Here is a 14,645-nt window from a genome sequence, read left to right as displayed (position 1 = left end):
GAGTCAGGGCTATACTTCTAACTTAATCGATTATTGATCAAGTGTGTATAATGGAAGATCTGCCGGCAGTGCAGCTGGGCGCTGACATGTGCTATCCATTTTATAAAAAGTCTGCTCATCCGAAGAATCATGGAACGCCCACATCGCTTCAAGCACATGGTAGGCCAGCTCTCCACTTGCTCTATGAGCACGTCCGCTGCCCACGGCATAAGCCATATCTGCAACACCGATGCCACGTGTATTTTCCTGATATCCTGGCAGAAGCGGTACCTCAGTCCATTCCTCATCACCTAGCAAGCGGTAACGAACTGGACCACCGAATGTGTTTGGATCAGGAACCTGTAGTGTTCCATGCGTGCCGTATACTTCAATCGGTGGCAACACACTTCCGCCAAATACGTCAAAACTCGTAATCAGCGTGCCGATAGCTCCCTGCTCAAATTGCAACAATCCGGCTACATGCGTCGGAATTTCAACAGGGATGCTCTGACCCCGCTTTTTCTCACTCGTGATCGTCCGCTGTTCCATCGCTTTGCCCGTCATGCCAGCAATGGACCTGATTGGTCCCAGCAATTGTACGAGCGCAGTCAGGTAATAGGGCCCCATATCAAACATCGGCCCGCCACCGGCTGCATAGTAGAACTCCGGATCTGGATGCCAATGCTCATGCCCACGGCTCATCATGAATGCGGTAGCGGCCACAGGTTTGCCAATGACACCATCCTCTACCACTTTGAGTGCCGTCTGAATGCCTGAACCAAAGAACGTCTCTGGCGCACAGCCTACCAGCAGCCCTTTGCGCTTAGCCGTTTCCAGGACCGCCTGACCCTCTTCACGTGTGACTGCGAGTGGTTTTTCCACGTAGACATGTTTGCCTGCTTCGAGCGCTCGCAAGCATACATCCGCATGAACGGCAGGGATTGTCAGATTGATAATCAAGTCGATCTCAGGGTCTGCCAAAATTTCATCTACCGTGTATACGTTAGGGACATGATAAGCAGCCGCCTGCTCCTCTGCCCTGTTCCGATCTAGATCTGCAACCGCTACAAGATCAAGCACCTCAAATCGGTGACAGTTCTCCATATAAATACCACTGATTTTACCGCAGCCAATAATGCCTACTTTCATTGTTTTCATGCGTGGACTCCCTTCGTGTTCCTAATTGATATAGCGCTTCCAAAACAACTCAACACCGCTTTATGTGGGTCAATATATTTATCTCAACGGATATGAATTAGGTTTAAATTAAATTAGTGATTTTGGTTATCAGCCATTCCTGTGTAAACTTCAGCCACTGCGTCCTTGCGGCTTTGCGCAAGTGCTTTGCCTGCGGCAGTCCATTTGAAACCACTACGCATCATTTCAGTAACTTGTTTCATCTCCACGATATCTGCATGGTGTCCGAGCGAGTTGTAGAACACGCGGCCTGCACCCCAGCGTTTGGTCCAAACGACTGGCATATCTACTGGGCCATTCGCTGCATGCGGACCGTTAACAATTGGGAAGCGTGTCGTTGCCAGCACTTCTACTGCAGGATCCACGTGCAGGTAATACTGTTCACTTTTCACCTGGAAATCTTCAATATGATCCAAGAGCGGACTGGAACCACGTTTCATGTTTACCGTGTACTCCACGCCGTCGTTCCCTGGATGCGCAACCCACTGCCCACCCGTCATGAACTGCCAGTCGACGTTGTTACGGAACGCATCACACATCCCGCCGTGAAGACCCGCAAGACCCACGCCGCTCTGAACAGCCGCAGATACGTTATTGACCAGTTCCTGTTCAATCTGTCCCATTGTCCACAACGGAACGATCAGATCCAGGCCCAGCAGTTTCTCTGCATCCGCATAAGCTTCCAGTGTATCTGAGACTTCAACCTCGAATTGTTCTTCCTTCAAAATGCGTTCAAAAATCGCTGCTACCTGCTCTGGTTCATGTCCATCCCAGCCGCCCCATACGATTAGTGCTTTGCTCATCACCCATCACTCGCTTTCCGGAAGTTAAGTTATTGTCATTCTCTATCGGACCTTATGCAAACTCAAGACCTCTCCGAGGTCAACATCCTAGCTTAAATCTAGCTTATTTATTTCAAATGAGTGCCAACATGATGTCCACTTCACAATTCAGTGGTTTAATGCTTACATTTCTTCTAGCGACACCCAGCGACGCTCTGTAACGGAACGTTCAACAGCTTCTAATACCGCTTGACAGGCAACCCCATCGTGGAAACTTGGTTCAGGCTGCCGTCCTTCGGAGATCGCGGTCACCAGTTCCAGCATTTCATGTGTGAACGTGTGCTCGAATCCAATCGTATGTCCCGCAGGCCACCACGCCTCAGCATATTTGTGTGCCGGATCAGTCGCCAGAACACGGCGGAAGCCCTGCACATCTTCATCGTCCTTCGTAAAATACACTTCCAGTTCATTCATCCGTTCAAAATCAAACCGGACGCTACCGAGACTGCCATTGATTTCAAACGAGTTGGTACTGCGATGACCTGCTGCAAAGCGCGTAGCCTCGAAGCTTCCTAGTGCACCATCTGCAAACCGTGCGAGGAACAACGTGGCATCATCTACCGTTACTTCGCCCTTCGGAGCATCTGCGTTCGAACTGCCTTTGGCACTAAGTCCGGTCATTTCCGAAGCCAGCGGCCGCTCTTTAATGAACGTTTCGCTCATCCCGATTACTTCCTTGAATTCACCCACCAGGAAACGTGCAAGATCAATTAGGTGTGCGCCGAGATCGCCATGTGAGCCGGAACCGGCTACTTCCTTTTGCAGACGCCATACCAGCGGGAACGAAGGGTCCATGATCCAATCCTGAAGGAAAAACGCACGGAAATGATAGATTTTGCCTAGGCGTCCGCTTTGCACCAACTCTTTAGCCAGCTGCACCGCTGGAGAGAAACGGTAGTTGAATCCGACCATGTGCGCAACTCCTGCTTCTTCAGCAGCCTGGAGCATTTCACGCGAATCAGCTAGCGACAAAGCCAGCGGCTTTTCACAGAACAGATGTTTACCCTGACGAGCGGCTTCCAGTGCGATTTCCTTATGGGCATCACTTGGAGCGTTAATATCGATCAGATCGATATCATCACGCCGCACCAGCTCGCGCCAGTCCGTTATACTTTCAGACCAGCCGAACTGACTGGCAGCCTCCTGAACTCCCTGCTCGTTCCGTCCACAGACTACAGACATCTCCGGCTGCAGCGGGGCAGACGGGAAAAACATCGGCAGACTGCGATAAGCGTTGCTGTGGGCTTTCCCCATAAATTTGTATCCAACCATTCCGACACGAAGACGCTTTGACATGGTCACTTCCTCCTTTGGAATATAACTAGCAATGTATTAATTACGGATTGAAGAGGCACGGATGATCAGCTCTGTAGGCAACAACTGCCTTGCTGTTTCTGAGGGAACTTCGGAATTCACTGTTGAAGCTGTTGCTCCCAGTGATCCATGAATAAGTTTGGATGCGGCCAGTTCTCCCATTTCATAAAAGGGAACCCTGACGCTGCTCAGCGGCGGAACCGCCATCTCGGCCGCATCGGAGTCATCATAACCTACAAACGCAGGGAAATCCTGAACCTTGATCCCACGCTCACGCAAACCATGCATAACACCGATTGCCATCCGGTCATTCGCAGCAAATACAGCGTCAATCTCGTTAAGCCGGGCTGCAATGGTGGCAGCTGCCTCCACCCCGCTTCGTCTGCCATAGTTCCCCTCCAGCAACAGACTGGAATCCATATTCATTCCGGCCTCATTCAGTCCGATATGAACGCCCTGAAGCCGCTCCTGACTGTTGGAATAACTATCCGGACCATTAAGAAAGGCGATATTCCGGTAGCCCTGATCGGTAAGGTGACGGATTGCCAGCCTGCTGCCCTCCACATGATCGGCATCCACTTCCATGAATGATTCACCTGCAAAGTGCTGGCTCATAATGCAAAAGGGATGTCCTTCCTGCTGAAGCCTCTGCATGGCTGCCAGTTCCCCATGATCATCTCGTGCGCCGAGAATAATGCAAGCATCCACTTTCTGACGGCGGAACAGATCCGTATAATTCATCACTTCACCCGGTGTCCTGAACATGACCAGCAGGTCCATGCCGTTGTCCCTGGCTTTGCTCCCAATGCCACTCAGCATTTCCGAGAAGAAATACGCCGAGAACAAGTGTGCTTTCGGGACGTAGGGCAACACCACGCCAAGGTTACCGCTTTTACTTCTCGCAAAGCTGCGGGCCAGTGCGCTGGGGACGTAACCCAACTGCTCGGAAGCTTCAATAACCTTACGGCGGGTTTCCTCTTTAATAGGACCAACGCCATTAAGAACTCGGGATACTGTAGCTTCCGAAACACCGGCAAGATCAGCCACTTCTTTACGGGATGCCATGGATCTCACCTCCTTCATGTTTCCTGAACACCTGCCAAACCGATGCAGTGTATCAAATATTTATGTACGCGCGTACATCTTCTCATGTGTTGTAACCGTTGTCAATGCTTTTAACACAAAAAAAGATGAGGATTTGTGTAAACAAATTCCCCACCTCTTGCTTACTATATTCTCTTGTAACTTGTCCTATATAACCTTCTTCTTCACACGCTTTCACATGGATTCATGATGGGGCAGACCAACTACAGTGCAGACCTATATCAGGTCGTCACACCGTTACCAACAGATGATTGACTGAACTCAGCCTGTTCCATAATAGTAACATGACTTTGAATGCGATCTGAAGGCTCAGGTGTAGATTGAAGCTGCCGCACTTTGTGCAACACTTCCTTATTAGGAAGGAAATGCTGAGAACGGATGAAACGAATCGTTTTGGTTTTGGCACGCATGACGATGGAATCGGTCTCTGCCCGATCATCCGCGAGGTAACGCACACCACCAAGAATCTCACCCGGAGTAACACCTGTTGCTGCAAAAATAACATCTTCCGTACCGATCATATCCTGCATCGTTAATACTTTGTAGGGATTATCGATCCCCATTTGCAAGCAGCGCTGGAATTCGTCTGCGTTCGCAGGCATCAGGCGACCTTGAATCTCGCCTCCCAGGCAGGACAAGGCAGCTGCAGCAAGCACACCTTCTGGTGCCCCGCCTGATCCGACATACAGATCAATACCCGCCTCTGGGAACGCAGGTGCCATCGCGCCTGCAACATCACCATCGCTGAGGAACTTGATCCGCACACCAACCTTGCGCAATGTCTTGATCGTACTTTCATGTCGTACACGGTCCAGAATCATGACTGTCAGATCTGAGATGTTTTTGTTCAATGCTTCAGCGGCTTTCTCCAATGTCACCTCAACCGGATCTTCGATACTGACCTTGCCCACCAGAGCAGGCCCTACAGCCAGCTTCTCCATGTACATATCCGGTGCGTGGAGCAGGTTGCCTTTTCCCGCCACTGCAATAACCGATAAAGCGTTGTTCAGGCCCTTGGCTACGATCTCTGTACCTTCCAAAGGATCTACAGCCACATCAACCTCGGGGCCCTCAGCGTTGCCGACTTCCTCGCCGATATACAACATGGGTGCTTCATCCATTTCTCCTTCACCGATTACCACCGTGCCGCGAATAGACACGGAATCGAACATGGCGCGCATAGCCAAAGTAGCCGCCTCATCTGCACTATTCTTGTCGCCCCGCCCCATCCAGGGTGCTGAAGCTAACGCAGCCAATTCTGTTACTCGGACAATTTCCAACGCCAGTTCGCGTTCCATTTTTCCCACTTCCTTTCCAGTTTCCAAAAGCATACATTGAAAGCGGTACTAAATCCATCGCAAATCCATATGAAATTGATCTAAAACGGGAGTAATAACCCAATTTTGAGAAATCACCCCATTCTGTCCCTCATCGATAAACGAACACATTTACACAGCTTCGAACATGCCATTTTACGAGTCTTATCCACCGGATTATATCTGGTTTGAAGCAGTATATTTCATCTTATATTTTTCGATATTCTATATTCATTGCGTTGAGTGTTTCTCAGAATAAATCAGAGTTAAAATTTCGTATAACAACGGTTTATGAACATATAAGTTGCAATTATAGAGAGGAATCTCTTCCGTTCTCAAGTTCTTCGAAAACGATTTATAATAAGACCCCTACAACCGTCCTGTACTCTTAAAGGAACAATATTGAAGACCATTTAAATGAGGTTTTTTATTCAAAGATTTGAACTGGAAATTGACCTAAATCCAGCTGTACCCGCCCCTTAAACATGGTTAGCAATATAGATACAGCTTATGGAGGTCATCGAAAATAATAAGTTTACATAATAATTATTACGTTGTTTAAAATTCGATTATTTTTATTTCCCCTCAAAAGGTCTATTTTTTCCTCAGCTTTGTGTCACATAAATAAGATCTGACTCTTTGCTCAAACTATGTAGGTTAGCAGGTTTCTGCCTCAGCCCCCAACATGGCAAGTGCAATTTTCAGAAAATCCTCTTTTTGAATCTGCAAATGACCATATCTAAAATGATATCCCCAACGTGTCTGTCCCCGAGTAAGGATCAGTTGGTCCAGCAGATCAGCGATCTTCACCTGCTGACAAGGATAATACTGAACATTCCTCCGATACGGTACAAAGGAATCTGACACATGGTACGTGTATACCTGATCGTCTATTATGCGCCCTATGGCGGTGAATGCTTGAAGTACCTTGCCTCCTTGCATGCTTGTTCGCGGCGAATAATAGATCAGCCAGTCTCCTGCATTCATTTTGCGCAGAGAAGCTACCTTGCCGTGACAGAGCTGGGCGAAGCCCCCTTCCACCCCTTTTCCCACATGTGATGCAGACACAACGCCGATCCAGTATCGGTTTCCTTTTTCAGATTCAGCCTCAACTTCTAACTGAGAAGCCAGGAGTTCACTCGTATGAATCTGCATAATTCCTTTGCTGGTAGCCATCAAATCATGCTTTTCCTTTTCCTGTTCATTCATCTCTGCACCTGTTCTTCCCATGCCTTCTTCAGACGCTCAAGCTGCAAGAAATGATGACGATAATGCATCTCGACCAATGCAAACCATTCCTCTGCATTCAAACCACCGAAGCTTGGATGTGCCAACGTACATTCCTGTGTTGTTTCTTCCAACAGCACTTCCATTCTCCGCATTTCATCCCTTACCTCATTAAATCCTTGAATTATTGATTCTCTTCCATCCGGTTGTAGTGGAGTATACTCAGGAGAAGCAGGAACGTGGATACGTATCGGAGGAAAACTTGCTTGCGCAAAAACAGCTTCACCTGTTTCTGTTTTGCCCTGGTTTCTCTTCTTGCCCGAGTCCTCGTCTGCGCTTATACAAAGTTGAACATTGGCTAAATGCATTTTCATCGCAGACTGAATTAAATGCTGGTACATCTGGCCCATCGACCACTCAGTCTCACTGGGTTTGTAGCTTAACTGAGCATCGCTCATCAGCTCCAGTTCCTGCAAATAACGTTCCAGCGTCAGTTCAAAATCACGTCGAATCTCATCGTTGTTCCTTGTTATTATCGTTTCCATACAAATACACAGCTCCTTCAATCGGTTATAAACCGATCATACACAAACACTACTGACAGCGTTATGTCAGTAGTGTTTAAGGAGATTGCTTGCTTCCTCGCGAATTCGAATTCTTAATGATTCGGGCTCCAAGACCAGAGCCGAGGCTCCCCATCCAAGTATCCAATGCAGTACGTCTTCTGGATGCCTTACACGAAAATCTGCGTATAATCCATCTGTTTGCAGTTCTGCTTTCTCCATGTAGTAATTATTCGCTTCAATCACTCTATCTGCAATTCGACCATGAAACCAAACACGGACATGCACATCACGGTTGTCAGGTGGTGAGTAGCTGTGAATATTAAAACCTGGAGGAAGATCGAATGGGTCTGTGCTAATCTCCAGATCACTCATGCGGGATATACGAAAATGACGAATCTCCTGTCGCAAATCACATCGGGCAATCAGCATCCATGAGCCTTGCATCCAAAGCATCCCGTAAGGGGACGACATACGAACGGTCTTTTGTACGGTTTCATTAACCGTTCCAGGCTTATGGTAATGAAACCGGATTTTGAGTTTATGCTGCATTGCCTTTCGGATGATTCCCATATGTTCGATCTCTCGCTCGTGTGTATCACTGTCCGGTGAACGAAGTAAACGGATACCCTGTTGTATCTGTCCCACCTCTTCCCGAAGAGGCACAGGCAGGATTGCTTCAATTTTCGAACGGGACGTAAAGGATGTACTTTTGTAGTAGTTATCGAAGCGCTGTTCAACAAAATCAAGTCCGATTAGAAGTGTAACCGCTTCTTCAGCTGTGAAGCTGATCGGAGGCAAAAAGTATCCTTCCATAAGTGAATATCCTACTCCGGGTTCTCCCACCACAGGAACTCCTGCCTCACATAACGCCTGAATATCTCTGTATATGGTTCGGACACTTGTTTCAAACAAGAGGGCTAAATCTTCCGCACGTTGAACCTTCCCTCGTTGCAGTTCAAGTACGATCGCGAGCATACGATCCGATTTGTTCAAGAACACACCTCCTTGTGTGTAATACTAATTACACTCATCTTCATTGGACATCTATTATAAGTAACATATGGACAATTGAAAAGCATACTGATTAACAAGCCCTCCTTGTGCTCAAGTTGACCCATGATCGTATGTTTTCATTAAACAACAAAGACCAACCCGCAGAGTATAGGTTGGTCTATAAAAACTTTTATGATATTGAAATTCAGAGAAAGCTCGGACCTCACTACTTCCAGGATCATTGGGTAGAACCCCTCCTATCGTGCTCATCAATCACCTTGTTTACCGCTCGTAGTATTCCTCCACAATATCCGTATTGGAAGCCGCCTTCTTCCACAAAAGCCTGCTGAATTGGATGCAACTTCCCTTCCTCTTCACCATGTAACCCTTCAATTGTTGTTATTTCACTGCCAACACATTGATAAGACATAACGAGACAGGAAACCTTCGTAATAATCATCCTTATCTATCGTCCGTTAGAGATAGTTAGCAAGCAATATAGATACAGCTTATGAGTTAATCCAAAATAATAAGCTTACATAATAATTGTTACGTTATTTTAAGTTCATTTTTTTGATGTTTTCTTTTAAAAGGTCGATTTTCTCCCCATCTTTATTCACCACATAAATATGGTCTGGTTTTTTGTCCAAACTTTTACCGCTAATCATCAATTGGTGCCCGCCTTCTATGTTGTATTTTCGAATATATAATCCCGATCCTTCATCTTCATAAGGGTACGCTGCAAAATCATTCCATGTCAGGCTGTCTCCTTTCTCTGCGAGAGTATTTAGTTTTTTTAAGGGAATGGATGTACTCGCCCCCCCCTGATCATTATTTGCCTGACATCCTGAACAAAATGCAACCAAAAGCAACAATACTAAACTGAGTTTTCTAGGAATAAGTTTTGTCATTATTCTTCCTCCTTAAATCTTTATGTGGAATAATTTGTAATAAATATCTTGCTTTTATCACTATTGTACCATAACATAATTACCTTATATTACATTTTTTAGAATTTATTCGAGAGGGGGTTCTCTATTCATAAGCACAGTTGAGTTAAACACATTTCACATCGCATTTGGAATCAAAATATTTAATAAATTTCAGGAGGGGACGTAACAATGAAAAAATTAGTTTCATCTTTATTTGCAATGATCTTGTTATTCACACTAGCGTTACCTGTATTAGCTGAATCAAACAGTTCCAAAAAGGATACTTCTCCCGCAGCTGAAACTCAAACATGGTTGAATTGGTTTGACAAACTCACTAAAGAAGATCAATTAAAAGTAAGTTACAAACCAGCTGAATTAATATCTTTTAACGAGAATGCCCTCCTATCGTTACCTAATGTAGACCCATTAGCTTCTTTCGCTCCAGATACTAAAGAATGGTTGAACTGGTTTAACAGTTTAACAGAAGAAGAACAATTACAGGTGAATTATCGACCTGCTGAATTCGCCTTATTGAATAAAACAGAAGTCACTGTTCATGAAACCCAATACAACAACCAGACTATTGATTCTAAAACAAACTCAAATGATCAATTAACTCTTCAAGCTCTTGAAACAATGCCTACTGGTGGATATAAACACCCTTATTCTTCAAGTGCATGGGAAAATTTGACGGATAAAGCTAATTGCTATGCATACATGTTGAATACATCCACATATTCTGGACATAAATTACAACCAGGTGAACTGGCCGGAAAAGTTTTTACAAGTTTAACTTCTTCGAGCATCATTAGTGCCTCTAAGCTTGACATGCCATATTTAAATAAATCCCTACGAACTTCTACATATAGTGAAGTTCCTGGATACAGAGAGTACAAGGTAGCACTTGTTATTGCACCAAATTATGATTATCATTGGTACAGACAGGATGCTGATGGTGGGTGGTCACATAAGCGTGGGCTAACTGCTATTGATTTTAGAGATGCCAGTGGTAATTCGATTCGTAATCCACAAACAGCTGATCGTAATTATGGAAATGGTCTGAATTATTCGACTTGGGGCGGATGGTACATTATCAAATATTAATCGTTAGAAATAAAGACCGAGCGAAGCGGAGATATGCCCTCCAGCGCCCGGTCTTCTTTAATTCCGTAGTTCAATCACAGGTCAATTACTTTCTTCTCTTCCGTTGTTAAAATGGATGATGATAAACAGGTTTCTCCTGCGGTACGAACTGCACGAAGAATCCCTCCATATCCAGTGCAGCGGCACAGATTACCGCATAATCCCGTTTCGATCTGTTCTTGGCTAGGCTGCGGATAGCGATCTAGCAATGCCTTGGTGGAAATCACCATCCCGGGTGTACAATACCCGCATTGGAAGCCGCCTTCTTCCACAAAAGCCTGCTGAATTGGGTGCAACTTCCCTTCCTCTTCACCATACAACCCTTCTATTGTTGTTATCTCGCTTCCAACACATTGATAAGCCATAATGAGACAGGAATTGACCGGCTCTCCATCCATCAGTACCATACATGCACCGCAACGACCAACCTCGCAGGAAACTTTCGTTCCGGTCAGATTCAGTTGCGTCCGTAGTACATCCACAAGACGGGTTGTCTGGGCGATGTGCAATTGTTTCTCCTCGCCATTCACAACGGCTGTCCAGGAATTGCCCAAAGGTTCAGTCATGATGAGCTCACTCCTTCCTGAAGCAAGACGCCAATTGGTTTGATCAGTTGATTGCGCGGAACCGGCAAACGATTAACCCACACCCCTGTAGCCTGATGAATCGCAGCGGTGATGGCCGGAGCAAGCGCCACCGAACCAATCTCGCCAATCCCCCGTGGTCCAAACGGATCGCCCTCTGGCAGATCTTCAATTGCCTCCACCTCCAGGTTGGTGTGAATGTCGCGAATCGTCGGAATCAGGTAGGTGTCCAAATTGGTTGTCATATAGCGACTGTCTTGCATCACGGCATCCTCGGTCAATGTAAAACCCAGAGCCATTACACTTCCGCCTTCGATCTGCCCGATGAATCCCATTGGATTGATGACAGGGCCAGCAGCAACCACATGCCTCGTATCCAGCAATTTGGCTTCTCCGGTTAGCGTGTTTACCTCCACTTCTGCCGCTACTGCCGCATACGTATATAGATAATGCCCACCCACAACATTGTCCGGCGTGGTCGGATATTCAAATTGAGTATCAAAAATCCATTCTTCCTCTTTTCCATGCTTCGCCAGATCAACGTAAGAAACAACAACTCTGGAATTCATCGCCGGTTCATTCGCTGTAACTTCTGGAGAAAGCTGTCCCTTGTGCCATACTCCCTCAATTCCAGTAATCAGTTCGGCAGCCGGAATTCCTGACAAAGCAGAGGCTACTGACAAGATTTTGGAGCGGAAGGGTGTCTGTAATCGCTGAAGAGCCATCCAGGCCATCGTCGTTGAACGCGAAGCGGTGCTTGAACCACTGTGTGGCACTCGATCCGTATCCCCAATGATTATGCTTAGATCGGATGTTGAGCAGTAGAACAGATCGCAGAGCATCATTTCCAGCGTAGCAATAAGTCCCTGACCGAATTCTTCGTAGCTGAATGCCACTTCAATCTTACCTTCGGCATTCAGAGATAGACGCCCGCCCGCCGGATCGGGAATGCCATAACCAAGCCCTGCTCCGTGCATCGCGATGGCTGCACCTACTCCACGTTTAATCCAGGGAGGTAGAGCAAGATCTGCCGGGGGATACTGATGCTTTTGCCATAACTCCGAACGATCCATCGCCTCCCATACTTGCGACAGTCCATCCGTGACCAAAATCTGTTGATTCAATGGCCCAGGATCGGTCTTTCCCCTCATGTTGCGTCTCCGAAACTCCCAGGGGTCCATATCCATAATCTCGGCGAGTCGATCCATCTGACCCTCCATTGCAAAGATTGCCTGATTCCCGCCAAATCCACGAAACTCTCCCGACACCCCATTATTCGTATACACCGAGACGCCCTCCACATCTACGTGGGGAATAGAATATGGCCCGAGACAGTGTTCTGTGCAAAAATTCAGGACAGGTGCCCCTAGCGTCGCATATGCTCCGGTGTCTGCGGTAATGCGGACTCGGTGAGCCTGGATCATGCCTTCACGGCTGATCCCTGTCTGCATTTCAATTTTCATCGGATGACGCTTCAAGCCTGCACGTACGGATTCTTTGCGTGAATTGTGCATTTTTACAGGACGTCCGGATCTTAATGCAAGCAGTGCCCCATAAGGCTGTACATTCAGCTCATCTTTCCCGCCAAAAGAACCGCCTATCGGAGACGAGACCACCCGAATATCTTCTTCGGAACAGCCAATGATTCGGGCAAGCTGCATCCTGTCCTTGTAACCATGCTGTGTCGCCGCGTAGACATGGAGTCTCCCACTTTCATCAGGAACAAATAACCCGCCTTCCGTCTCCATATAAGCATGCATCTGGCGAGGGGTATAATAAGTCTCACTCACAATATGTTCGCATGCAGCAAAGCCCTCATCTACATTGCCTCGTTTGATTTCGGTACGGTGCAGAACATTGCCGGGACCATGTTCATGGAGTTCAGGTGCACCGGGCGCCAGTGCAGCCTCTGGGCTGTCCAGTGGAGTCCATTCTTCATACTCAACCCGGATGGAATCCAGAGCGAGCGCTGCACGTTCCGGGGAGTCCGCAGCAACTGCGGCTATGACATCACCGACATAACGAACGACATGCTCGCAAAATACAGGCTGATCCGGAGTTGCGATGCCAAACAGGTTCAAACCGGGTACATCTTTGGCGGTGAGTACAGCAAATACACCTTTCATAGCTTCCGCTTTGGTAGTATCGATAGACAATATGCGGGCATAAGGGTAAGAGCTTCGAAGGACCCTTCCGTGGATCATATTGGGCAGCGTCATGTCTGTCAGATATTGAAGCTGTCCTGTTACTTTGCCTATACCATCTGGCCGCAGATGCCAACGTTTCCCACTACTATCCCGATTTAACAGCATGTTCTCTCTCCTTTCTCCCTTCAGAAGCTGTTGGTCTCACACTTTGCTTCTCCAAAATGGTTTTCTTTTATGAGCGAAGTGCTTCCCAGAGTCCGGCACCGAGCATATTACCTGCCGTTTGTTTGCGGTACTCTTCTGTAGCGAATGCATCGCTATAAGTCACGAATTCCGTCATAACCGAGGCAGCTAAAGATGAAGCTTGCATAACTGAAGTCTCCCCGCCAAGAAGCAGTTTTTCCGACTCCGTAAGTCGCATGGCCATGCCTGAACCTCCACCTGCAGCGATCGCTATTTTATTCCAGCGGCCATCTGCATCCACTTCTCCGTGAAATGCAATCGTCACCAGCGATGCTGTAAAGGTCTCCCGCCGACCCAGCTTGCGGTAAAATGAAATTTCACGCGTCGCAGATGCCCGCTCGCTGGTGACATCAGGGAAAGGCGTATTTTCCAATGGAATATGAATTCTCATTAATACATCATTCTGGTTGCGACTGCCGTCACGACCACCGTTCAGCCAGGACGAAAGACTGCGCATCTCCATGCCGTTGTCCGTCAACCAGTACAGCTGTGCATCGTAGACAAGGAGTGCGGGAATGGAGTCTCCTACTCCCGATACAATGTTTCCGCCAATTGTCGCCATATTTCGAATAGAAGGAGCGGCGATAGCGTTCATTGCAGATTGTAAAATGGGCAGCTGTTGTAGAAGAACGTCTGTGGCACAATGACTTAATCGCGTCAGTGCTCCAATGACCAAATCATCTCCATCCACATATACGCCGCTTGCATCTGGAATACGAGCAAGGCTGATCATATGCTCAGGTACAGGTACAAGACCGCCCTCCCACTGAGTACGTAATAATGTGGTCCCTGCTGCAAAACAATACTTCCCGGACAGTTCACTCTTTAAAGCTTGAAGCTCATCTAGATTAACGGGCTGCCAAACCGTTGGTTGTGCTCCAGACCCATATGCCGACATGACCATCCTTCCATCTCCCTTCTCTACCTGGAATCTGTCTGCGGGACGTTGGATATGAACGAATGATCCAAATAATTCTTCAAATCATATGGGACTGCAACAATAAGGTCAATTATCTTCACATCATTTTGGATAAATGTATAAATAGACTCTTTGATTT

General features: G+C 47.0%; 14 protein-coding genes. 1 reads left to right on the top strand and 13 read right to left on the bottom strand.

Annotated elements, in window-relative coordinates; all coding sequences use genetic code 11:
• Positions 1 to 30: 30 nt before the first annotated feature.
• The 10 genes from BLS14_RS05925 to BLS14_RS05880 form a co-directional block, all read right to left on the bottom strand.
• Positions 31 to 1,137 (bottom strand): Gfo/Idh/MocA family protein, encoded by a 1,107-nt coding sequence (locus tag BLS14_RS05925; RefSeq protein ID WP_090950034.1) that lies wholly within the window; start codon positions 1,135 to 1,137, stop codon positions 31 to 33.
• A gap of 113 nt (positions 1,138 to 1,250) precedes the next feature.
• The gene (locus tag BLS14_RS05920) at positions 1,251 to 1,979 is read right to left on the bottom strand and encodes a ThuA domain-containing protein (RefSeq protein ID WP_063563915.1); all 729 of its coding nucleotides are present in this window, start codon (positions 1,977 to 1,979) and stop codon (positions 1,251 to 1,253) included.
• A gap of 162 nt (positions 1,980 to 2,141) precedes the next feature.
• On the bottom strand, positions 2,142 to 3,314 hold the full coding sequence (locus tag BLS14_RS05915; RefSeq protein WP_090950032.1) for a Gfo/Idh/MocA family protein: 1,173 nt from the start codon (positions 3,312 to 3,314) through the stop codon (positions 2,142 to 2,144).
• A 36-nt stretch (positions 3,315 to 3,350) separates the two neighbouring features.
• Complete coding sequence (locus BLS14_RS05910) at positions 3,351 to 4,397, bottom strand: LacI family DNA-binding transcriptional regulator (protein ID WP_176854364.1); 1,047 nt, start codon at positions 4,395 to 4,397, stop codon at positions 3,351 to 3,353.
• A gap of 260 nt (positions 4,398 to 4,657) precedes the next feature.
• Entirely contained in the window at positions 4,658 to 5,734 is a 1,077-nt protein-coding gene (gene glpX, locus BLS14_RS05905) for a class II fructose-bisphosphatase (RefSeq protein ID WP_090950029.1), read from the bottom strand.
• A 675-nt stretch (positions 5,735 to 6,409) separates the two neighbouring features.
• Entirely contained in the window at positions 6,410 to 6,961 is a 552-nt protein-coding gene (locus BLS14_RS05900; protein ID WP_371121375.1) for an EVE domain-containing protein, read from the bottom strand.
• Complete coding sequence (locus tag BLS14_RS05895; protein ID WP_090950027.1) at positions 6,958 to 7,524, bottom strand: DinB family protein; 567 nt, start codon at positions 7,522 to 7,524, stop codon at positions 6,958 to 6,960. The genes BLS14_RS05900 and BLS14_RS05895 overlap by 4 nt, the downstream gene beginning before the upstream one ends.
• A 66-nt stretch (positions 7,525 to 7,590) precedes the next feature.
• Positions 7,591 to 8,538, bottom strand: a complete 948-nt coding sequence (locus tag BLS14_RS05890) for a helix-turn-helix transcriptional regulator (RefSeq protein WP_090950026.1) — start codon at positions 8,536 to 8,538, stop codon at positions 7,591 to 7,593.
• Between the two features lie 238 nt (positions 8,539 to 8,776).
• A complete protein-coding gene (locus BLS14_RS05885) occupies positions 8,777 to 8,968 on the bottom strand; it encodes a 2Fe-2S iron-sulfur cluster-binding protein (RefSeq protein ID WP_072732915.1) in 192 nt (63 codons plus the stop codon).
• 124 nt (positions 8,969 to 9,092) lie between these two features.
• Positions 9,093 to 9,449 (bottom strand): hypothetical protein, encoded by a 357-nt coding sequence (locus BLS14_RS05880; protein WP_072732914.1) that lies wholly within the window; start codon positions 9,447 to 9,449, stop codon positions 9,093 to 9,095.
• A gap of 210 nt (positions 9,450 to 9,659) precedes the next feature.
• On the opposite strand from BLS14_RS05880, the gene BLS14_RS05875 reads away from it, so the two are divergent.
• Entirely contained in the window at positions 9,660 to 10,574 is a 915-nt protein-coding gene (locus BLS14_RS05875) for a hypothetical protein (protein ID WP_090950024.1), read from the top strand.
• A 74-nt stretch (positions 10,575 to 10,648) separates the two neighbouring features.
• Here BLS14_RS05875 and BLS14_RS05870 read toward each other — a convergent pair whose 3' ends face one another.
• The 3 genes from BLS14_RS05870 to BLS14_RS05860 form a co-directional block, all read right to left on the bottom strand.
• Complete coding sequence (locus BLS14_RS05870) at positions 10,649 to 11,179, bottom strand: (2Fe-2S)-binding protein (RefSeq protein ID WP_090950022.1); 531 nt, start codon at positions 11,177 to 11,179, stop codon at positions 10,649 to 10,651.
• Positions 11,176 to 13,509 (bottom strand): xanthine dehydrogenase subunit D, encoded by a 2,334-nt coding sequence (pucD, locus tag BLS14_RS05865; protein ID WP_090950020.1) that lies wholly within the window; start codon positions 13,507 to 13,509, stop codon positions 11,176 to 11,178. The genes BLS14_RS05870 and pucD overlap by 4 nt, the downstream gene beginning before the upstream one ends.
• 67 nt (positions 13,510 to 13,576) lie before the next feature.
• Positions 13,577 to 14,491, bottom strand: a complete 915-nt coding sequence (locus tag BLS14_RS05860) for an FAD binding domain-containing protein (protein WP_090950019.1) — start codon at positions 14,489 to 14,491, stop codon at positions 13,577 to 13,579.
• Positions 14,492 to 14,645: the final 154 nt, after the last annotated feature.

This window comes from Paenibacillus sp. OK060 (assembly GCF_900101205.1).
GTDB lineage: Bacteria > Bacillota > Bacilli > Paenibacillales > Paenibacillaceae > Paenibacillus > Paenibacillus marchantiae.
This window is presented reverse-complemented; position numbering and strand designations above follow the sequence as displayed.